Origin of the sequence: Rhizobium sp. AN5 (assembly GCF_900215255.1) — a bacterium.
In the GTDB taxonomy this organism is placed as follows: domain Bacteria; phylum Pseudomonadota; class Alphaproteobacteria; order Rhizobiales; family Rhizobiaceae; genus Agrobacterium; species Agrobacterium tumefaciens.
Genome location: NZ_OCMJ01000003.1, coordinates 1,636,812 through 1,658,388, shown reverse-complemented (window position 1 = coordinate 1,658,388; position 21,577 = coordinate 1,636,812). Strand labels below are relative to the sequence as shown.

Annotated in this window: 14 protein-coding genes and 1 pseudogene; 7 read left to right on the top strand and 8 right to left on the bottom strand. The window is 56.0% G+C overall.

Annotation, left to right across the window (positions count from 1 at the left end):
- Positions 1–195: 195 nt before the first annotated feature.
- Entirely contained in the window at positions 196–2,109 is a 1,914-nt protein-coding gene (locus tag CRP02_RS11045) for an HAD family hydrolase (protein ID WP_097171074.1), read from the bottom strand.
- Between the two features lie 4 nt (positions 2,110–2,113).
- Complete coding sequence (locus CRP02_RS11040) at positions 2,114–3,859, bottom strand: glycosyltransferase (RefSeq protein ID WP_097171073.1); 1,746 nt, start codon at positions 3,857–3,859, stop codon at positions 2,114–2,116.
- A gap of 600 nt (positions 3,860–4,459) precedes the next feature.
- Between CRP02_RS11040 and CRP02_RS11035 the strand changes: the two genes are divergently transcribed.
- The 3 genes and pseudogenes from CRP02_RS11035 (at position 4,460) to CRP02_RS11020 (ending at position 7,510) form a co-directional block, all read left to right on the top strand.
- A complete protein-coding gene (locus tag CRP02_RS11035; protein ID WP_097171072.1) occupies positions 4,460–6,223 on the top strand; it encodes an ABC transporter ATP-binding protein in 1,764 nt (587 codons plus the stop codon).
- Positions 6,224–6,465: 242 nt separating this feature from the next.
- Positions 6,466–6,706: pseudogene (locus tag CRP02_RS11025) on the top strand (fumarylacetoacetate hydrolase family protein); the annotation flags it as partial.
- Between the two features lie 24 nt (positions 6,707–6,730).
- On the top strand, positions 6,731–7,510 hold the full coding sequence (locus CRP02_RS11020) for a 2-keto-4-pentenoate hydratase (protein ID WP_097171330.1): 780 nt from the start codon (positions 6,731–6,733) through the stop codon (positions 7,508–7,510).
- A 156-nt stretch (positions 7,511–7,666) separates the two neighbouring features.
- Here CRP02_RS11020 and CRP02_RS11015 read toward each other — a convergent pair whose 3' ends face one another.
- From CRP02_RS11015 to CRP02_RS11000, 4 genes are all read right to left on the bottom strand, one after another.
- Complete coding sequence (locus tag CRP02_RS11015) at positions 7,667–8,623, bottom strand: hypothetical protein (RefSeq protein ID WP_097171071.1); 957 nt, start codon at positions 8,621–8,623, stop codon at positions 7,667–7,669.
- 99 nt (positions 8,624–8,722) lie between these two features.
- Complete coding sequence (locus CRP02_RS11010) at positions 8,723–10,408, bottom strand: ABC transporter permease (protein ID WP_097171070.1); 1,686 nt, start codon at positions 10,406–10,408, stop codon at positions 8,723–8,725.
- Positions 10,405–11,490, bottom strand: a complete 1,086-nt coding sequence (locus CRP02_RS11005) for an ABC transporter ATP-binding protein (protein ID WP_004431090.1) — start codon at positions 11,488–11,490, stop codon at positions 10,405–10,407. Before CRP02_RS11005 ends, CRP02_RS11010 begins: the two co-directional genes overlap by 4 nt.
- A 117-nt stretch (positions 11,491–11,607) precedes the next feature.
- Positions 11,608–12,600, bottom strand: a complete 993-nt coding sequence (locus tag CRP02_RS11000) for an ABC transporter substrate-binding protein (protein WP_013762397.1) — start codon at positions 12,598–12,600, stop codon at positions 11,608–11,610.
- 294 nt (positions 12,601–12,894) lie between these two features.
- On the opposite strand from CRP02_RS11000, the gene CRP02_RS10995 reads away from it, so the two are divergent.
- The gene (locus CRP02_RS10995; RefSeq protein WP_004431088.1) at positions 12,895–14,028 is read left to right on the top strand and encodes an ROK family transcriptional regulator; all 1,134 of its coding nucleotides are present in this window, start codon (positions 12,895–12,897) and stop codon (positions 14,026–14,028) included.
- Between the two features lie 185 nt (positions 14,029–14,213).
- Positions 14,214–15,302: an ROK family protein gene (locus CRP02_RS10990; protein ID WP_097171329.1), complete on the top strand. Its 1,089-nt coding sequence runs from the start codon at positions 14,214–14,216 to the stop codon at positions 15,300–15,302.
- 56 nt (positions 15,303–15,358) lie between these two features.
- On the opposite strand, the gene CRP02_RS10985 is transcribed toward CRP02_RS10990, so the two are convergent.
- The gene (locus tag CRP02_RS10985; RefSeq protein ID WP_097171069.1) at positions 15,359–17,341 is read right to left on the bottom strand and encodes an acid phosphatase; all 1,983 of its coding nucleotides are present in this window, start codon (positions 17,339–17,341) and stop codon (positions 15,359–15,361) included.
- A 23-nt stretch (positions 17,342–17,364) separates the two neighbouring features.
- Here CRP02_RS10985 and CRP02_RS10980 point away from each other — a divergent pair, with 23 nt between their 5' ends.
- Positions 17,365–17,553 carry a hypothetical protein gene (locus CRP02_RS10980; RefSeq protein ID WP_097171068.1) on the top strand — a complete coding sequence of 63 codons (189 nt, stop codon included), beginning with the start codon at positions 17,365–17,367 and terminating at the stop codon, positions 17,551–17,553.
- Positions 17,554–17,571: 18 nt separating this feature from the next.
- Here CRP02_RS10980 and CRP02_RS10975 read toward each other — a convergent pair whose 3' ends face one another.
- A complete protein-coding gene (locus CRP02_RS10975) occupies positions 17,572–18,852 on the bottom strand; it encodes an ABC transporter substrate-binding protein (protein WP_097171067.1) in 1,281 nt (426 codons plus the stop codon).
- 194 nt (positions 18,853–19,046) lie between these two features.
- On the opposite strand from CRP02_RS10975, the gene CRP02_RS10970 reads away from it, so the two are divergent.
- Positions 19,047–21,572 carry a hypothetical protein gene (locus CRP02_RS10970; protein WP_097171066.1) on the top strand — a complete coding sequence of 842 codons (2,526 nt, stop codon included), beginning with the start codon at positions 19,047–19,049 and terminating at the stop codon, positions 21,570–21,572.
- The last annotated feature ends 5 nt before the right edge of the window (positions 21,573–21,577 follow it).

Genomic DNA, 21,577 nt, shown 5'->3' with positions numbered 1-21,577 from the left:
TAACACCCGCCTGCCGGTCGCACAAAAAACTGTCAGTACAGCCCTCCTAGGGCTGCTCGTTGTGCGGTCCAACGTTGGGAATGGGCGCCCCACTTAGAGCGCACATTTTACTTAAATGCTTACACAGAAAGCTCCAGTGAAGCTGGATTCGAGATACTTCTCTCAAGTCCTGCAAATCAAGAGAAGCAACCATTTTCACTTGTTCAATCGGTCAAAGGCAACCTTCCAAAATGCCTCATCTCTGGCTAATCGCATCCGCCGTTTCGATTTTCGAATGTTATCGGGCTGTCGAGCAGCGAGGACGATTCGCGCCGAGGTGACACCTGCGGTGTCCGAATGGGAAAGTCCAGCGAGCAAATCCAACTCGTCTTGCTGTGGATCGGTCACGAGTCGCTGGAAAGGTGCTGCCCAAGCTGGCGAAGAGATCACAGCAGGATTGTAAATTTTTAGAAGATAGCGGTTATCCTCCACGAACTTGATGACACCCTGTTGTACACTCATAGCCTTTTCGCGATAGTCTCGTTCCTCAGGCAGAATATCCTCTAGTTTCGGAACAATCTCACCAGTATCGCTTATCTCATACCCCAAGGTCGTGCCATGGTCCGCAGTAAGGGCAAATTCCAGCAGCTCCACTCCTCCCGACTGAAGATACTCTTGGATATGAGGCTGATTGCCATAATGGGACAACCAACCCTGCATAGAAAAGCCTAGGTCGCGATTCGTCGTGGCGGATGAGTGCAGTCCTAAATAAAGCCCGACAAAGTCTTCTTTCGAATATTTCTGGTCGAGCGCTCCCAACAGGTACCGTTGAATATTGCCATTCCAACCAATATCGACCAGCGCCGTTTTTATGCCTGGTGAAAAATGACGGTCGAAATACGGTCGAAATTTCCTTCGTCTATCGGAAGCCGCTTTAAGTCCAAGCTCAAAAGTTGTGCTGAGCATGTCGCGTCCGGCACTGATCTTCTCGTGTAAAACGGGGCTACTGGCCGCCAGTCCGAATTGATCCAGCAGATGCGGTATCGTTCTTACGTCGTACCCAACGGTCTCTAGGGAATGCTCTATTGGTCGAGCGACCTTGCCTGTAAATGGGGCCCAAGTCTTTTCGATATCCCACTCTCTTATTCCGACTTGATGACCAACACGTCTTGAAAAATGCACATAGGAGGTAGCGACGTGGTCCAAACCCACATCCTTTTTCAAAATTTCAAACAGACGGTGAGGAAGCCATCCATCTCGGGCAACGAAAGCAACCTGCTCGACTTTCGTTTCAAGCACCTTCGCACATAGCCACAGCATGAATCCGAAAATCAAAGGTCCGAATATTCGATACCCAACACGTTCGTAGCCATTCTCGGGTAGGAATTGTCGCGCCTGCGGCGTAGCGAAAAACTCGATGATGCTATTGACCGTATAGTCACTCCGCGAACGAGCACAAACCAATCGTTGATTATCGACTATCGCCCAGTCTGCCCAACGGGTTTTGATTGAATGTTTCTGTGCCTGTTTAACATCCGACCAACTGTTGTCTCCGACGTGCAGCCAATTTGCATCTTGGGCGATATTTAGTCTGGTTCTAACTTCCGCATAGAGTTCACCGCTGTGTTTGCTTTTCCTGAGCTCTCCTGAAACAAAAATGGGAACGTCGCATAGGTTCGCAAATCCCTTCTCCTCTAGCATCTTCCTCAGCCATGACGAGGACAGGTACATATCCGAAACAAATGCAAGCTTTTTGGTTTTGTTGCGTAGCTCCTCGAAGACCTGCAGGCCTTTTTTGCTTGCAAAGAGGAAAGTTTTTTCTAGCTCAAGCTCCTTGGCACGGAGCAATTCTCTCACCTCAGAACTACATCCTGTAAGGACTTCAAAACGATGGTAAATCTCATCGAGGTTGATTTCGCCTTCACCTCGTGACGCAGCAGCAAAGATGTCGCGCGCGTCCTTTTCGGCCTGCATGCGGTGATGGCTGAATGAAGCGAGAAGGTCATGGTTGAGAAGCGCGATATTGCTCTGCAGGGTCGCTACGCGCACCGCTTCGAAAACATCTACAGGCGCACGCAATTTGCGATGTACGAGCGTATCAAAAATATCGAATGTCACTAAATCATACATGGAATTATCCTTCGATCGCACGACCGAGAACGCGGTTTCTCCACCGCCGGAACGAACGAGAAATATTCTGACGCCATCTCGGACGCTCGTGCCGCAGACTTTTGATAGCCTCCTCCATTTGCCACAATCGCCATAAAATGTGACTGAATTCGTTTTGCGTAAGCTCTTGTACTTCCATGGGAATGGTCACTGCGATTCGGTTTTCCCCATTTTCGCCGGCGACTTGGCGTATCAGATCGTTGCGAATTTTTTGATTGTAAAGGCGATGTCGATCTGCACCGGCATGCACAGTATTTCCCAGTGCACCCGTCGACGAAACCCGATGATGGTAAAAGCTCAAAAACTCGGGAATCACCCAAACATCATGCTTAAGGATGAAACGCGTATGGAAATCCCAGTCGCCGAGAACAGGCAGACTCTCGTCAAAAAGCCCAATCTGTCGAGCGGCGGGTAGGTCGAACATAAATGCAATGGGGGGAAATTGGTTACGAACCAACATTTTTTGAACGGAGAGCAAACCCTCATCGAGATTGTCTGAATGCCAAGATCGAAAGGGTTCGACGCGCTCTATTATGATTTCATTGCCGATGACAGTTTCAAATACTGTGTTGAGGCGGCATGCTATTCCCTTAATTGATGGGAACGTCTTCTTCCGGCGAGCAATGGTCGTGGTCATCGAAGCTAGAAATTCCGGCGCCCAGCTATCGTCGTCATCGTGAATGACCGCATATTCCGTATCCAAGGTTGCAAGCCCAGCATTCGATGCTGCCTCCATCCCTTTGGATACCTCATGATGAAGAACGCTCACTCTGGCGTCTCCTTGAAAGATTTGCGCAACAAGCCAATCAACGGGTTCAGCTTGCCCGCCATCATTTACGACAACCAATTTCCAATCTTCATATGTCTGGTGCTTCACGCTTTCCAGCGCCCTCCGGAGCAGTACGGTGCGATCCTTCGTTCGGGTCACAATTCCTACACCAACGGGACTAAGGCTACTCTCTATATCCGCGCTCTTTTCGTCGGCTAGAGACAAGCCATTTTTTACGGCTAAGTTGACATCCATAAATATCAGATTGACTGCTGTCTTCGCGACAAGAACGTAACCTTTACTCTCCAGCAATTGAGAGATCAGTTCAGCATTGTTCTCAATAAAGTGTTCCGACGGCTCAGCTTGAACTACGGCAGGACGCCAACGGTCCCAATCTACGTCCTCCAGTAAATCAAGGTCCAAACCTTCGGTGTCGATCGATAGATACAACGGCGCGCGCTCAGAAAAAAACTCTTCCAGCACATCGTTCATACGAGATGCCTGAACGGTGACAACCTCTTTCACTCCTATCGCGCCGTCTTGCCAATCTTCGACAAACCGCCTCGAAAGGGAAGATAGTTCATTTTGATTTGATACGAAAAGTTCCACAGACTCGGAATCGCCGACGATAATAGCCTTGTTCAAAACAATGTCTTGTTTTCGTACTTTCTTCAGATCGGCTATGAGCGCGGGATTTGCCTCAACGAGGACGCCACTCATCCCTAACTCGAGAGAAAGAAGATAGGTCGCGCTGGTGGCAATAGGATGATTTGCCCCAATCTCCAGATATCGCTCTATCGACAGATCGAAACGTCCCCGTATGGATAGTGCTTTTAGTATACTAACGACAATAAGATCTTCTGCACATTGCGAATAATATCTTTGTGCCAGCACCTCGATATCCGGTACACTTAACCCGAACATCTTAACTTCATCGTACACAAAATTATTTCTCAAAGTAAACCTTCAGCAAATCAATATAATCTTACTATTTATAGTGATTTTTATCACATAGAATCTACAGTTACGACTAAATTTAAAATGAGTCCATACAAATATCATAAAAATAAAAATATTTCGTTTTTATAATATTTTATTTTTATAATATAATTATAAATAAACATGAATATTAAGCAAATAAATCGATATAATATAGAGTAGTTTCACATCTAATATTACAATTAATTCGGAGAACGCAATGAGAAGGCATATCGCGGTTTGCGCGAGAACCAGGCCAGCACGCCGATATTGACAGACAGAATGCGGGGGACTATTTCCTAGCGGCTAATGCGGGCCACATATAGCTCTGGACAGAAGCGTCTCGTCCTGACATGCGCAAATCGTTACCGGAATATCTGGATTCGCGCGTCGGATATCCCTAAGTAACGGTCGACTTAAGTAGCGCAACGTGGATTGACCAGTGTAACAAGGTGAATACAACTGACATGCTGACTGGGTGACACGACAATTACCTTTGCCATGGGGCGGTGAGCAGGTCTTATCTCGGAACATTATTTATCTTGAATTCGCAAGGATATTGCAGTGATCGGATCATTTTTGTCGCCAGACGACAAAAAGCTGCTAGCGCGGCTCTTTAAGGAAAACTTCAAAAAACACGTTGGCTGGTATTCTGCGGCGATTGCGGCAATGCTTATCGTCGCAGGTACGACCTCTCTCAGCGCATGGATCATGCGTGATATCGTCAACAGTGTTTATCTGAAGCAGGGTTTCGACGTTGTCCTTGAGATCGCGTTTGCAGTTGCAGCCATTTTCATCGTTAAAGGCTTCGCCACCTTCGTGCAGAGCTACTACCTCAGCAAAGCGGGCAACAGCATTGTTGCCGAGCAACAGCGAAAAATCTATGACCGGTTATTGAAACAGGGAGTCTCCTTTTTTCAAAACCTGCCGTCCTCCGAATTGCTCGTACGCGTCACCTACAATGCACAAGCGGCCCGAAGCGTCATAGACACGATCGTAACGTCTTTCGTCCGTGACCTCTTTTCACTCCTTGGCCTGATTATCGTGATGTTCGCCCAGAATTTCCTTCTGAGTGCGATTTCCATGATTATCGGTCCTTTGGCGATCTTCAGCGTTCGTCTCGTTCTACGTCGTGTTCGCAAGATCATGGAAGCGGAACTTGCTTCGCTCGGCGAAATCGTCAATGTCGTGCAGGAAACCAGCATCGGCGTTCGCGTCATCAAGGCATTCTCTCTCGAAAAACTGATGCGCCAGCGCATGAACAAGGCTGTGTCCGACGTAGAGCAACGCGCCAATGGCATTGCGAAGCTTGAAGCGGCGACCAGCCCGATCATGGAGACCCTGTCTGGCCTCGCCATTGCTGCCGTCATCGCCGTATCCGGTTACACCGTTCTTGAAAAAGGTGGTTCGCCGGGCGACCTGATGGCCTTCATTACTGCCCTGCTTCTCGCCTATGAGCCAGCCAAGCGTCTCGCCCGCATGCGTGTCCAGATCGAAGGCGGCATGATCGGCGTGCGCATGATGTTCGAGGTTCTGGACGCACCGTTGACGCTTGCCGAGAAGAAGGATGCGCAGCCGCTCCCCAAGGCGAGCGGCAATGTGGAGCTCAAGAACGTCAGCTTCGAGTATGTTGCTAACCAGCCGGTTCTGAAGGACGTCAGCGTCCTCTTCGAGGGTGGCAAGATGACTGCGCTGGTCGGGCCTTCCGGCAGCGGTAAGTCGACGATCATCAACCTCATGATGCGTCTTTATGATCCGCAAAGCGGTTCGGTCGAGATCAACGGAATGGATTTGCGCGATGTGTCCTTTGCCAGCCTGCGCGAGCATGTTTCTTACGTGGGCCAGGAAACCTTCCTCTTCTCGGGAACGGTGAAGCACAACATTTCTGTCGGTCGTGACAATGCTACAGATGAGGAAATCATCGCTGCGGCCAAAGCGGCCAACGCACATGATTTCATCATGAACATGCCCGATGGTTATGATAGCAAGCTCGGCGAAAACGGCTCTGGTCTCTCTGGCGGCCAGCGTCAGCGTGTTGCCATCGCCCGCGCCATGCTGAGAGATGCGGACATATTGATCCTCGATGAAGCAACGAGCGCGCTCGATTCGGAATCCGAAGCGCTTGTCCGGGACGCGCTTGAGCGGTTGACGTTTAACAAGACATCGATTGTCATTGCTCACCGGCTCTCCACGATCAACCGCGCTGACAAGATCGTCGTCATGGATAATGGTCAGGTTGTGGAGCAGGGAAGCCGTCGCGAGTTGCTCGCAACGGATGGTCTCTACAAGCGCTTGCACAGCATCCAGTTCGATGCGGACGTAGCCTAAGTCAAACAATTATCGGGCGGCATTGCCGCCCGATCCTTATTAAGCTTGCCTGTTACACCAGGTACCTTCGTCCGGTTAATGCCGATTACAAGGCGATATCCATATCGCTCGCTGCTCTCACCAGGAGCGGCAGAATCTGCCACGCGTTCATCGCTCAACCGTATTAGCGGCGCGGAAACGCTCACGGTGCCGACGACTTCCTTCCCCTGATGGATGGCAACCACGATTGCCCCCTCCTCGGCGGCCAAAGCTTGAGCCCGCTCGGCCCATGGCTTGTGAATCCGGACCAAATCGACGATCTACAAAACCTCGTGCTCTGGCTCGATGCGGCTCATGCCCGGTGACGTCGTCACGACCGGTACGCCGCCCCGCGTCGGCCTTGGAATGAAGCCGCCAGTCTTCCTGAAAGCCGAAGATGTTGTCGAACTTGGCATTGATGGCCTTGGCAAACAGCGTCAAATCGTGACAGCATTCGGCAATTAGACAGCAGCAAGGATCATGACGGGAATGACGGCAATCGAAAAACTGGCCCAAGGCCTTGTAAAAGCAGGCCTGGACAGCACTAAAATTCCGCTGGCGACGATTGAGGCGGATGGTCTCGTTCCCGGTAGTCTTGAGGAGGCCATGGCCGTTCAAGGTGCTTTTGTTGAAGCGTCCGGTAAAACAGTGGGAGGCTGGAAGCTCGCGATCCGGCCTGATGGTACGGCGGTCGCTGCGCCGATGGTCGATTGTTACCGCGTCGGTGACGACAATATCGCGTCCTTTTCGGGAGCGGACGTCGAAGGCATCGAGGTGGAAATCTGCTTCACGCTCGCCTCAGATATTCCCGCCGCAACCGCAACCCCGCTAAGCAGGGCCGATATATTGACGCATATCGACGCCGTTCACCTCGGTGTCGAGCTGCTCGGCTACCGGCTGGTGGAAAAGAACCAGGTTCCCTTCCCGCTCTTTCTGGCGGATCGCCTTGCCAATCGCGGGTTTGTTCTCGGGCCGGAAATAGACGCGGCAATCGTTGATACCTTTGCCGACAATACCGGCGATCTGCCGCATCTAACGGTGACCGAAGGCACAGATATCCGTTTCGATGCCGTGGTGAAACACCCTAATACCGATCCGCTCGCCCCGCTCATCGCTTTCGCCAATTCCCCCCTCAACAGGAATGGAACGCTGAAACGCGGACAGATCGTCACCACCGGCAGCCTTTGTGGTGCGATAACAAGCGACCTTGCCGCCGACACCCATATCGATATGACATCGGTCGGGGCTTTCACACTGTCATGCTCGTGATCGTCGCCTGCCGTCTTCGACGCGGATAGTGCTTCCGCGTCGATGGCGTTCATGTCCTCACTATCAAGATTGAACCGTCACGATCTCCTAGGGGCAAGCCCCATGTGTCAAGGTCCTGCCCGGCCCTCAAATACCTGTGTAATGGACTAGCCGTCTTTACCCAACATTCAGGCAGACGACCGTTCGGTCATCGCTGAATTCGGTGCTTGTCGAGCCTTTCACCGACGGATAGTCGGCGAGTTTATGAAAATCTGCCGCCTCGACGCGGTCAAATTCCGCTTCCCAGTCAGCAATATCGGTTCCAGCTGGCAGAGACAGATAACCGTCGGAAAAGATTTCAAGGCTCACAAGCGTGTCCTTGGCGATGCTAAGATCGACCGTCCCCTCTTCTATGACCTTTCCGCCATTGACCGAGGCGTATCCCAGTACGTGTCCCTGCCTGTTTGCGAATTGCGGCTGGACGCGAATTCCGCCCATCAGGAATTCCTCGACCGCTTCGATATCGCTCTCAAGACCGCTCATGCGGGCTGCGGCAATGACAACATTCTCCGCCTCCGGCGCAGTCATGATGCCGTTTTCGACAGCGGAACGCAGGCCGGAAAAGATGGTTGCGCGCGTGCGTGCCTCGGCTACATCACCATCCCTCAGAGCGGCAAAAAGCTGTTTGAAAACAAGGATGCGCGCCGATGTACTCACCTTGTCTATAAGCTTGGCATGCTGCAGCAACCGGGAGCCGTTGATACGCACACCGGAATCGCCGGCCAGAAGCAGGCGGAAACTGTCTCCCAAGTCAGCAACGATTGCCAGGGTTGTCGAGGGTGGATGGCTGGCATTGATGCGCTCGGCCTCTTGCTTCAGGATATCGCTGATGTCTTGAAAAAGCCGAGGCGCGGCAATTTTTTCCAGCGTGCCATCGAGGCCCATTTTCGCCACGGCATTTGCGGCAGCGAGTGCTGCGATACGGCCCGAGCTCAACCCGCCGTAACTTGCACCGGTCGGGTCGGTCGCACCATCAAAAACGGCCAGAACCCGTCCCGGTATGATCAGTGCCACATCGTCCCCGGGCGCTGCGGCGTTCTTGTATTTCGATTGCGAAAAGCTCGCGATATTCATCGTCGTGTATTCCTTGCAGAGGGAGGCTGGGCAGAGGGAGGCTGGCGGCGACACTTATGTCGCCGCTCCTGCAGTCGTTTGGTGAGGGCTGGTATGGTTTCAGACGAAAGAGGCTTCTTTGTCTTCCGAGAGGCGGAACACGATGAAGACACAAAGCCCTGTGCTGACCAGAAGGACGGTTGAAAGCGCCGCCGCCGTGCCGAATTCACCATCGATCACCTGAACATAGATGAGAACCGGCATGGTGATCGTTCGTGCCGTGTAGAGGATCAGCGTCGAGGACAACTCGTTGATAGCCGTTATGAAGCTCATCAGCGAACCGATGATGAGACCGGGCAGCATCAGCGGCACCGTCACCGACACGAAGGTCTTTGCCGGCGAAGCCCCGAGATTGACCGCGGCCTCCTCGATGGACGGCTTGATCTGCCTGAGGATCGATGTCGTGGAGCGGACGCCGTAGGGCAGCCGGCGGATAAACACCAGGAGGATGATGATAAGCGCCGTCCCGGTGATATCAAAGGGCGGATAGCGGAACGTCGTGACGTAACCGATCGCCATGACAACGCCGGGAATGAGGTAAGGCACCATCAGCAGGAGATCGAGCGAGCCGGAGACCGCATTGTCGCGTCGCACCACGATGAAGGACAGCAGGCCGGAAACGATCGCAATCAGTATCACGGCAGCCAGTGCAAACGTGAAACTGTTGGCAATCGCCTGCGGTGAATCACGAAGGATACGGGCATAGCTGTCCAACCCGAAGCCGCCGGTAAAGACGGGACCGCTGGTTGCGAGGAACGAGGTGTAGATGACCGTGAGCGACGGCAGCATGGCGATGAAGACGACCAGATAGCAGAAGCCGTGCACGATGAACGACTTCAACGGGCGCATGGACTGCTTTACCGGCCTGTTGGTCAGTGAACTGGCGTAACGGCGCTTGGCAAGAATGTGCCGCTGCAAAAGAAGTGCCGCCATCGAAATTGCAATCATCACCATGGAAATCGTTACCGCCATGGTCGGCGTACCGGCCATTTCGGAGGTGTATTGCGCATAGGCGATGGTCGAAAGTGTTCTGATGCCCTTGCCGAGGATTGCCGGCGTTCCGAAGTCGGCGATGGACAGCACGAAGCAGATGATCGCGCCGGTGCTGACTGCCGGAAAGACCAGCGGCAAGGTGATCTTGCGGAAACGTTCGAACGCCGTGCAGCCGAGATTTTCCGCCGCGTCCTCATAGGACTTGTTGATGGTGTTCAGCGCGTTCTCCGTCATCAGGAAGATGTAGGGAAAGAACTTCAGGCTGAAGACCATCACGATGCCCGGGATCCCGTAGATCGTCGGCAATGAAATGCCGGCGAAGGACAAGAGATTGGTGACAGCACCATTGGCACCGAACAGCATAATCCAGGCATAAGCACCAATGAACGGCGGTGCGCACAGAACCAGAACCGCGAAGGTGGCAATGAAAGTGCGCCCCTTTATGCGATAACGGGACGTGCAAAAGGCAAGCGGAATACCGAGAAGGCAGGCGCCCAGCATGCCCAGCACACCGATGAGAAGCGTATTCCAGAGTGCGACGGTATAAAAACGCCGTGTGAACACTTCCGCATAGTTGCTGAGACCGAACGCACCGGTTTTGGCATCAAAGAAACTGATGAAGAAGACGCTAAAAATCGGCAGGATCAGGAAGATCGCCAGCAGGATGACGGCAAACACCGTCACGCTTGTCCAAAAACCTGGCAGTCGCAGGCGGAAACCGCCGGGAGTTGCAGTCGCAGTCATATCCGTCATGACAGGCGCTCCCCGGTTACGCCCTCGCCGAACAGCTTCGCATCGGCCGCGCGCCAAGAGAAAGTGGTCTTCTGGTTGGGCTGCAGTGCAATGATCTCAGGCGATGGCTTGGTGATCGCCTCGATTTCCTCGCCCGACGAGAGAACGGCTGCAACGTTCATCTCACGCCCCGTGAAGCTGACCAGTCTTATGGTCACGGGCAGTTCGATGCGCTCGTCACCATCGATCGCGGCAGGACCGACAGAAATCGCCTCCGGGCGGATGGCGGCGACGATCTTCCGCTGCGGGGAAATCGCATCCGCCTGCGGCAATGCGACCTTGTGGCCGGAAATGGATGTCTGCCCGCCTGCACGGTCAAGCGTCAGGAAGTTGTTTGCGCCCACGAACGACGCGACGAAGCGGTTGGCGGGATTGTTGTAGACTTCCCAGGGTGGTGCAGCCTGCTGAATGACTCCGCCATACATGACGCAAACCAGATCGGACATGGCAAGCGCCTCTTCCTGATCATGCGTGACATAGACGGTGGTGATGTTCATGGCCTGCTGGATTTCACGCAGTTCCCGGCGCAGGTCCACGCGAAGTTTGGCGTCGAGGTTGGACAGCGGCTCGTCCATCAACAGCACTTTCGGGTTGATGACGAGTGCGCGCGCAAGACCCACACGCTGCTGCTGGCCGCCGGAGAGTTCGTGAGGCATACGCTTGGCATAGGGAGCGAGCTGCACGACATCGAGAATCTTGCCGACCCGTTCGCGGATCTCGGCTGAAGACGCCTTGCGCTGTTTCAGACCGAAGGCAATGTTGTCAAACACCGAAATATGCGGAAACACCGCATAATCCTGAAAGACCATGCCGACATCGCGCTTGTGGGCGGGCACATGTTCGATCGCCTGTCTTTCGATGCTGATGCTGCCGCTATCCTGCTGGTGAAAACCTGCAATCGTGCGCAAGAGGGTCGTCTTGCCACAACCGCTGGGTCCAAGAAGCGTAAAAAACGATCCGGAGGGAATGGAGATGTTGATGTCGGAGAGGGCAACGACATCCCGGTAACTTTTCTTGATGCTGGTAATTTCTACGGCGGCCATGTGCTGCTCCATGACATATCCTGCGCGGCACACGACCACGGTGGACGGAACGAAAATGCTGTTGTGAACGAGGAAAGCAGGGGACGGCTGCCTGACGCACCGCCCCCGGCAATGTTCTTACTGGACGTCGAGCAGGATCTCGTTCCACTTTTCCATCAGGCGCGAGCGGTTGTCCGCAGCCCACTTGAAGTCGTACTTCGCATCCGGAACATCGGACAGCGGAACGAGCGCCGAATTGGCAGGAACATCGGTTCTGACCGAGCGACGACCGGCTTTCACCACGACTTCCTGCGCTTCCTTGGAGACGATGAAATCGATGAAGGCCTTGCCGTTTTCGGCGTTCGGCGCACCCTTGACGAGCGCCATGCCGTCAGGCGCGATTGCCGTGCCTTCTTTCGGATAAACGATCTCTACCGGGGCGCTGCCAAGTTTGTAGCGCAGGGCGGCGTCTTCGAGCGTGATACCGACCGCCTGCTCGCCATCATTGACGAAACGCGGAACAGCGCCTGAAGAGGTGGAAAGAACGGAGTTGCCGAGAATGCCGGTATAAACTTCCCAGCCCTTCTCCTCACTGTCGAAATCCTGCAAAACCGTCGCCATCTGGATATAGGCGGAGCCGGACTGATCGGCACGGGCCGAGGAAATCAGACCCTTATATTCGGGCTTGGCAAGATCGGCCCAGGATGTCGGAACCGGCGCGCCTTTCAGCGCTTCCTTGTTGACGATGAAGGCCGTAACGACTGCGGTAAAAGGAACCCAGTTGGTGCTCGGCGAAAAGGCAGGGTTGATCGATGCTGCCTCGACAGGCTTGTAAGGTTCGAAGAGGTCGGCGGAAAAGTCGATGACGGTGCCATCAACGCTCCAGATCACGTCGCCAGCCGCCTTGCCGCTTTCCGCCTTGATGCGGTTCATCAGCTCGCCGGAACCGGCTTTGACAAGCTCGACCTTGGTGCCGGTCTTCTTTTCAAACATCGGCAGCAACTCATCCATAAGCTGCTGCGGCGCTGCCGAATAGACCACGACGGTACCTTCCGCATGGGCGAAAGCCGCACTGGCAAGGAAAGTTGCGCCAGCAACAAGGCGCGCGAAAATAGTGCATGATTGACGCATAAAGGGTGCTCCGTTTTTTTGTTCCCTGACTGGCAAGGCAGTACGACATAATTTCTTATTGATTTTGCGTGTCGCTACCCGTCGTCTGCTATTTATTTTCTTTACGTAAATTAATTAGTCAAGCTGCAATTTATCTTGAATACAAAAATCCAATATCCGTCTGAAAAAACTCAACATTTGAAGACAGCCGCGCTTAATCTTCGAACCTGAAAAGTCAGGACGTTCCGGAAAACAAGGTGCACAGCCACTGAAATTGCGCTAATCATCCGACTTAACTTCTCGTGGGAGACCTGGTTGATCGACCTCGGCTACAATGAACGGCGTCTGCTCGAAATCCTGCGCGGCAAGGGAGGCATGTCGCGCATCGAACTGGCGCGCGAGATGGATGTTTCCGCACCGACTCTCACCCGCCTGACGGCCAATCTTCTGGAATCCGGCCTAATCCTCGAAGCCGAGGAAGCGCGCAGCGACGGCAAAAGGGGGAAGCCATCCACTGCCATCGAGATCAATCCGAACGGACTTTTCACACTCGGGGTCTACTTCAACCCGGACGATCTGCGCGTCTGCCTAGCCGATCTCAACGGCACGATCAGGCAGGAAATCAGGTCGGAGCTTGAGGGGCACAGTTTCGAGCATATCATGGAGATGGCCGAGACGGCCGCCCGACAGGTGGTTGAAAAGGCAAAGATCAAAAAGAAGGATGTGCTTGGCTGCGGCATCAGCTTTCCAGGCCACTTCAAACGTGATCGAGGCCATGTCTTTCGCATCAAGCAATTCGAGAGCTGGCGCGACATCGACGTGGACAAGGACTTCCAGCCCTATTTCGATTTCCCGGTCTTTCACGAAAATGATGGCAATACCGTCATCCTCTCGGAACTGTATTACGGAGCGGGTCGAAGCATCCGCAATTTTGCGATGATCTGGCTGACATATGGCATAGGCGGCGCCGTTGTGGTTCAGCGCCATCTCTATCGCGGCACGAACGGCAATGCCGGCGAGTTTGGCGGCCTGTTTCCCAAATCCCATCCACGTCCCTCTGGACAGGACCTTTGCGACACGCTGGCCGCCCACGGAGTGGGCATCCGGCGTTTGAAGGATATTGATGAAAGCTATTGCGACCACCCCGCCGTGGTTGCCTGGCTGGAAAGGGCGACCGACCAGCTTCGTCTGCTGGCGCTGACGGTTGCCCGGACGATGGATCCCGGCGCCATCATTTTTGGCGGATCGCTACCTGACTGGGTTCTTGAACATATCGTGCAGCGCATTGGCTCGCTGGAAATGCTCGGCGAAGACTTTTTCGTCGAGCCGCCTGAAATACGCAAATCGATGATGAGCGACCTGCCCCATCTCGGCGCCGCCAGCATACCGATCTACCGCGCCACAACGCCCAGCTATTATTCCGGCCGGGCGCTGAAGGGTTGGGCTTAACCACCAGTCATCAGAGGCTTTTCGGTCCAATAGCCGTTGGTTGGTGCCGGGTGCCTGAATCTCTCACCCGGCACCGGTTTTCATGGGAATTTCAGGCAAGTTCGGCCGGCACCAATTCCGCGGTCTCCGGCCAGAGAGTTTCCGTCACGGCCATCAATTCAGGCGTTGCGGCGGCAACCCAGGGAATGCCGGTTTCGCCGCGCGTCGTGCGCCGCCACGGCCCCATTGCCCGTGCAACAATCACCGGTCACACGAACCTGACGCAACAATCCGTGCATCGGTTGATCGAAGGCCTGCTGGAACGCGGCCTTTTGCGTACCGGCGCACCGCTTAAAGGAACGCGTGGCCAGCCGAGCCCGACCATTGAACTGGTGCCTGAGGCGGCCTATTCGCTCGGAATTTCCATCAACACTGACTCCGTGGTGATCTGCATCGCCGATTTCCGCTGCATGGTGGTTGTCGAAGAAAAATTGCGGATGCTTCCCAGCGATCGCGAAATGACGCTTGCCGCACTGTCGCTCGCTCTGGAACGGTTGCTGGCGGACCACGGCATCCCGCGCGAACGCCTGCTCGGCCTCGGCTTTTCAATGTCGGGATTTTTCGTGTCGGAAGATCGGGCGTTCAACGCGCCGGAACCATTGCGCGACTGGTCGCTGATGGACCTGAAACCGATCCTTGAAGAGAAATTCCGTCTGCCGGTCTGGCTGGAAAACAACGCAACTACCGGTGCGATCGGCGAAAGCCTTCGCGGCGTGGGACTGTGGTGCCAGACCTTCGCCTATCTATCTTTCAACTATGGTTTCGGCGGCGGCCTCATTCTGGGAGGCCAGCCTTTCTACGGTTTTCACGGCAATGCCGGTGAATTCAGCGGCATCTTCAACCCGGATGAAGCCGACAGGCGGCCGGCGCTGCAATATCTGATCACGACGCTGCAAAAACACGGGAGCGAGATAGATTCGATCGAAGCGCTCTATCATCATTTTGACCCTGCCTGGCCGGGTGTCGAGGAATGGCTTGAGCGGACCATGCCGCAGGTGGACCGGCTGGTGGCGAGCCTGATTGCGGTTCTCGATCCACACGCGATCGTCTTTGGTGGACAATTGCCGCGCGCACTCGGCCGGATGATGATCGAACGTGTACACATGCCCTCGCAACGCGAACACCGTTACGGCATCGGCCCGCAGGAAGCAAAACTGGTGCTCAGCGAGACAGAAGGCGATTCCTCGGCACTCGGAGCCACCCTGCTGCCGCTCAGGGTCCGTTATTTCCTGTAACCTGGTAGGCCGGGCGCGGCGATCAAACCGCGCCCGCAAAACCTTAGCCCCGCAGCCTATTCGACCACCACGGACAGCGCCGAGCCGGTGTAAACCGGTCGCACCTTCACATTGCCCGCGTCGATCGCAGCGAAGGTGCCGGTCAGGCCGTCTGCGGCGATGACGTTGAAGCGCGTGCCGGCAGCGGGTGCGGCGCCATCGAAGGCGAGCCGCAGGGTTGCACCGTCAAGCGTCGCGTTGCCCTTGACCCGCAGCGGAGCCTTTTGCGGATCAAGCGCCAGCGTGCCGCCCGTCTGGGCATAATCGCCACCAATGACGATGTCACTGTCGCCGTTCAGCAAAAACGTTCCGCCGGAGACCAGAACGCCACCTGTACCAAGCGCATTGGCAGAGGATGCCACAAGCATTCCGTCCTGCAAGACGGTGCCGCCGCTATAGCTGTTGGCGCCGGTGAGCGTGAGCGCGCCACTGCCGGATTTGACGAGACGCCCTGCCCCGGCAATATCGTTCGTCCAGCGGTCAGCCGCATTGAACCCACCCGCCGCAGCATCCATCGTCACGTCGACATCGCCGTTAAAGGCGCCATAACCGGCAGCGGCGGCCACCAGATTGATCCGGCCCCAGCCATTGCTGTTGTCAAGCAGCGGATAACCGGCCTCGATACCAGTGGAGAACAGGACTGCGCGGCGTTGCGCGGCATCGAGATAAGGCAGGCGTGTCTCCAGCAGAACCTCGGCACCCTTCGGCACCACCATGGGCGCATCGCCAACGGTTTTGTCGCGGCTGAAGGAAATGGTCATACGCCGGCGATAATCAGCCTCGTTGGTCGCCGCATCGGCAAAAGGGTCTACATCCGGTTTCGCGCTATGGGCAAAGTCGATCAGGGACTGTCCCGCTGGTAAGCGTTTGGCAAAATAGGCCTGCAATTCATCATGCGCGGCCTTCTTGAGATCGGTGTTTTTCGGATCCTGCAGAATAGCGGCGGCTATGGCGGTGGCCGTAATGCGGCCGCCGATCACGTCGACTGGCGAATGCATCCCTGCAACGATACGGCTTTCGCCGAGCTCGGAAGCGGCAGTCAGCAATTCGGAAAACCGCTCCGGCACAACGTAAGCATAAGTGATGGCGGCGAGATAGGCGGCATTGGTGTGACCGCTCGGAAAGCCGCCATCCTTGCCGCGTCCACGGTTCTCGCGCGCATATTTGAGCGCGGGCACAACGACGCCTGGATCGGTGTCGTAAGTTTCAAACTTGCGGTCGCCGATGGTCTCGGTGCCTGTCTCTATCACCTCGCCCTTGGCGTTCATGCGCCATGGGCGCGGCGTGGAATAGAAATATTTCGCTGGCGACGTCGTGCCTTCCGGGCCACGCATTACCTTCATGAGGGCCACGACATCCTTCAGCTCGGAATCGGCCGCTCCAGCCTCGGTGCCCTTGTCTTCTTCCTTGCGCGTGATGACCTCGTTCGGATCGAAATCCGCCAGGGTGTGGTTGATCGTCGTCGTCGCGCCCGCGCCTTCGCGATACCACGGAGCAAGCGGCCCCATGCCGTCGATCATGCTGTAACCCTGCGAGCGGCGGTCTTTCATATAGGCGTTCAAGGCGGCGGCGGGGGTGCGGTTCTCACCGGTTACGGAAAGCACGTAACGCATGTTTTCCTGCCAGACAGCGGGATTGACGGCCTTCACATGGCTGAAATCACTCGGACCGTCGCCATTGGCGCCGCCATCCGCCCATTTTTCATCGCCCAGCGTCCAGATGCGATTAAAACCCGAGAGGATTTCGATGACGGGATTGTCGCGGTCGTCATAGGCACGGACATCTTCGCCCTTGGCATTCTTGCCAGTCTGGTTGCGATAGGTGTCGGAAAGCGGCAGCGGATATCTTGCTGCGGGTTCGGGCACCGTAATGGCATAACCCTGACCTGCGGGTTGAGTACGCTCGAATGCCTGTGCGTTCGGGGCAAGAACCAGCAATGCGACGGAGGCAAGCAAGGTCGACCGCACGAACGGAAAAGACGACATCTTCAGTTTAGCCATGACGAATCCTATGATTTCAGCGAATGACGCGTGACGAAGCGGGCACGCAGCTTCCGGCGCGCCTCGCCGTCAGCTTTTATGCCGGGCGTATTGCAGTTTTTTTCGACTTGCTGATTAAGTCAGATCGCATATGCCGCAACAGCCGGCGAACAAGCGGCGAAGTATGCCCGGAGCATAACTCCGGGCAGATCGAGAGCATCGTTATTTCGTGATGAAAGAACGGGCGCTCATCATTTCTTGACCGCAACGGCCTCGTTGATCTTGGCGACATCGTCTTCCAGAACCTTGTAGGTCTGGTCGAGCGTCAGTTCCCCGACGATGAGCTGGCTCATGCGCTGGACGATCTGCTGGTACATGGCGGTACCGCCCTTGGCGTGCTCGAATTCGCGGGCGGCCTGCGGCACATTCTTCTTGTTGTCCAGGAAGACCTTCATCGCCGCCTTGGCGTTTTCGCTCTTCAACTTGTATTGCGGATCGACGATTTCGGCGCCCGTCAGGATCACGTAATTTTCGGCGATTTCCCGCTGCACCTTTTCAGAGCCGAGAAATTCGACGAAATGGGCGACGTCTTCGGGATATTTGGTGCGCTTGAAGCCGACAATCGCCGTGCCGCCGGGCATGGCATAGCAACCGGCATCGCCGCAGGGGGCGTTGATCGCGGTCCATTCGAAGCTGTCACCGATCTTGTTCTGGAATGGATTGACCATCCAGTTGCCAGCCACATAGGTCACGACATTGCCGTTGACGAATTCATCGCCCATGTTCTTGTATTGCGAGCCACCCGCAGCACCCCACATTTCCTTTGGGAAGCTTCCGTTCTGCGTCCATGAATAGATGTCGGAGATGTATTTTTTCGCCGCGTCGTCGGGGAAGCTGAACTTGCCGTCCTTCACGTAGGTCGCACCATAAGCGAAGGCGCCGCCGGAGAAGCGGTGGCCGGAGCGGTCCATGGTGAAGGGAATCTGCACGCCGGTCGACTTGGCGACGCGCGCGGACGCCTCGACGATCTCGCTCAATTTCGCGGTCGGCCCGGGCAAGGGTTCACCCGCCTGCTCGAACAGCGTCTTGTTGACGAAGGGCAGGTTCAGCGTCTGCGAGGCCATGTAACCGTTGATCGACTGCGGATCGTTGACACCAGGCAGACGAAGCTGGGCAAGGCTCGAACCGTGCAGTTTGGCAAAGCCATCCGCATCCTTCATATAGGGGCGCATGTCGAGATAGTAGGAAGCGAGCTGCCAGTCGGTGATCTTGGCAACATCCGGCCCCTCGCCCACCGCAAGCTGTACCGGCAGCTGCTTGGAAACGGCATCATAACCGGAAGACACGAAGTTGATCTTCACGCCCGGATTGGCCGCCTCGAACTCCTTGCTGAGTTCAGACATGCGCTGCACATAACCCTGGTCGTCATCCGTAAAAAGGAACGTGATCGTTCTTGTCTCGGCCTCTGCGACCGAAAGGCCGGCGATAGAGGCCAATACGAGGGCGCTGACGCCCGAAAACAGTTTCAGCATGCTCATCCTCCCAATGAAAAACTTTTCACAAATCGAATTGAGGCTCCTCGTCTTAATTCGATTTCGCTTGTTTTGCGACTTGACAGAATAAACGTCAAGCTGTTTGTTTCGGCTAAATCGCACAAATCGACGCAATAAAGCGAAAATAGATTTGTGAAAATAATTTCATTAAGATCGACGGGAGGCGATCCATTATGACGGATGGACCATTGGCGACGGGCATGTCGCAGCCCACATATACCGTGCCGCAGGGCGAAACGGTTACCGCCTGGATCGTCTCGGATCTGGTGGAAACCTCATTTCCGGGAATTGCGGCACCGGCGGAAGACCGGGTCAATTATCGCTTCATCAACGGCTTTGTGGATGTTGGCGACCTGCCTTGCCGCAAGGCCTTTCAACAGACGATGATCGAGCGCGACATCGCGCCCGACTCCAACTTTACGGTTTCGCACCTCAACCTGCCGGGTTCCAACCGACGCGTTGAATTCACCGGTTTCTGGCACGTTCCGACCCATGTGCAGCGCTGGCTGAAAGGCACGTTCCGCAGCGAAACCGCAAGACAGGCGCATTTACGGCTGCGCACCTGCGGCGGCGTGCGCATCTGGGTGGGCGGAGTGGAACAGGTCCGCTTTGAGCCCTTCATCCGCAATGTCGAAAGCAGCCGCGATATAACGCTCGAACTTGCGGTCGGTGATAACGAAGTGCTGCTGCTTTGCGAAGATCTGGCGGAACGTGACATCATCTGGTTCTTCGAGCTTGAGGTTACCGACGCCACGCCGCTCACCGTCGTACTGCCGGTGCCGCTCGACCGGGAACAAACGAAACGTCTTGCCGCACTGGTGCGCGATGTTCGCCCCGCACGCGACGTTTTTTCCGGCGCGGCCCTCGAGCTGGTTTTCGGGGCAGCACCTGCCAGCGACCTTCCCGTCCACATTGCGGTGAAAAGCCACGGCCACGAGCGCGCCGCCCTTGCCGAGGTCGATACCGTGCTGAAAGCCGGGCGATCGACCCTGACGATCCCCGAGACGGCAGGCATTTCGGACGGATATCATGGCGTCAGGATCACCATGGGTTCAGGTGCCGGAACGGTAACGCGCGTCATCGACGCGGCCTTCATGGGCAATACGGCGCCACAGCCGGCCGCCGCCGATATTGCCGAGCGAAAGAAAGCCGCGCTGTCCTTCAGCGCCCGCTTTGGTGCATGGCGCATCGGCCGTGCGCTGGCAATGGTCGCTACCGGCAGCGGTGACATGAAGACGATTTCCGGCATCGTCGACGCAACGCTGCGGTCCATCGACCGGCGCGAGGATTGTTCAGATTTCGCGCTGGTGCCACTTCTCTGGCTGGTGCGCGCCTATGGTGACCGGCTTCCCCCTCAGATGCTTGAGCGGATCAACTCTTCTATTCTCTCCTATCGCTACTGGGTGGACGAACCCGGCAACGACGTCATGTGGTTCTGGAGCGAGAACCACGTTCTGTGCTTCCATACCAGCCAGCTGCTCGCGGGAGACTATCTGCCGGACGCCATCTTCAGCGCCTCCGGGCGCACCGGCAGGGAGCAGGCGGTGCTGGCCGCAGACCGGCTGCAGCGCTGGTTCGACAGCGTCGAGGCGCACGGTCTCGCCGAATGGAATTCGGCCGCCTATTACCCGGTGGATTTCATCGGCCTTCTCGCCATCGAACATTGGGCCGAACCGGAACTTGCCGCCCGCGCCCGCCACCAGCTCGATCTCATTTTCGAAATGATCGCTCTGCATACGCTTGGTGGCGTTCCCTCCGGTTCCCAAGGCAGGGCCTATGACAAGGAGCTACGCGCCGGGCCGATGACGGAACTTGCACCTTTTGCGCAAGTTGCCTTCGGTCAGGGCTGGCTCAACAATGGCGTCGCCTCGCTGCCGATGTTCTGCTGTGGAGATTACCTGCCGCCGCCGCATCTTGCCGCCCTGTCGCAACTGACAGGCGGCCGCATGGTCGAGGCGCGTTATGCGCAGGGACTGGAGCCGGGCAAGCTCGCGCTTTTCAAGAACGAAGCAGCCCAGCTTTCCACCGTGGTGGACCACAAGACAGGACGCAAGGGCCACCAGCAGCACGTCATGGACATCAAACTTGCCGGCCATCCGATGGCGCGGCTGTGGGTCAACCATCCGGGCGAAGACGACCCCTGGGGCACGCAGCGCCCCTCTTACTGGGCGGGCAGCGGCATCCTGCCGCGCGTAGCGCAGCACCGGGATATCGCCATGATGATCTTCGATACGGACGATCACCGCAATGATTGGACCCATGCCTATCTCGGTCGCGACGGGCTGGACGAGGTGGTGACGAAGGGTAACTGGCTCATCACCCGCGCGGGCCGCGGCTTTGCAGCACTTCATGCAACCAATGGTCTTGAGCCTGTCACGGCAGGCGCTACCACCGGCCGCGAGATCAGATCCCCTGGCCGCCGCGCCGGCTGGATCGGCATCATCGGCTGCGGAGATACGAACGCATTCGCCCGCTTCCGCGAAAGAATTCTCGCCACGCAGGTCATGTTCGACGCCGACAGGCGCCTGCTCTCGGTCACGCCGCCCGGTGGCCCCGAACTCTCCCTCAACTGGGACGGCACCTTCACCATCGGCGGGCAAGCCATGGCCTTCGATCACGAGCAGCCACAGCCACAGATCACCTTCGACAGTGCCAAAACCGCCGCAGGCAACGGCGTGGCACAGCCATTTTACTCCTAAGCGGA

What these genes read in the sequence shown, in the direction of transcription:
- CRP02_RS11045 (WP_097171074.1), bottom strand. Translation starts at nt 2,109, where the DNA reads ATGTATGATTTAGTGACATTCGATATTTTTGATACGCTCGTACATCGC.
- CRP02_RS11000 (WP_013762397.1), bottom strand. Translation starts at nt 12,600, where the DNA reads ATGCGTCAATCATGCACTATTTTCGCGCGCCTTGTTGCTGGCGCAACT.
- CRP02_RS11020 (WP_097171330.1), top strand. Translation starts at nt 6,731, where the DNA reads ATGACGGCAATCGAAAAACTGGCCCAAGGCCTTGTAAAAGCAGGCCTG.
- CRP02_RS11005 (WP_004431090.1), bottom strand. Translation starts at nt 11,490, where the DNA reads ATGGCCGCCGTAGAAATTACCAGCATCAAGAAAAGTTACCGGGATGTC.
- CRP02_RS10985 (WP_097171069.1), bottom strand. Translation starts at nt 17,341, where the DNA reads ATGGCTAAACTGAAGATGTCGTCTTTTCCGTTCGTGCGGTCGACCTTG.
- CRP02_RS11010 (WP_097171070.1), bottom strand. Translation starts at nt 10,408, where the DNA reads ATGACGGATATGACTGCGACTGCAACTCCCGGCGGTTTCCGCCTGCGA.
- CRP02_RS11015 (WP_097171071.1), bottom strand. Translation starts at nt 8,623, where the DNA reads ATGAATATCGCGAGCTTTTCGCAATCGAAATACAAGAACGCCGCAGCG.
- CRP02_RS10975 (WP_097171067.1), bottom strand. Translation starts at nt 18,852, where the DNA reads ATGCTGAAACTGTTTTCGGGCGTCAGCGCCCTCGTATTGGCCTCTATC.
- CRP02_RS10990 (WP_097171329.1), top strand. Translation starts at nt 14,214, where the DNA reads ATGCCGGTTTCGCCGCGCGTCGTGCGCCGCCACGGCCCCATTGCCCGT.
- CRP02_RS10980 (WP_097171068.1), top strand. Translation starts at nt 17,365, where the DNA reads ATGACGCGTGACGAAGCGGGCACGCAGCTTCCGGCGCGCCTCGCCGTC.
- CRP02_RS10970 (WP_097171066.1), top strand. Translation starts at nt 19,047, where the DNA reads ATGACGGATGGACCATTGGCGACGGGCATGTCGCAGCCCACATATACC.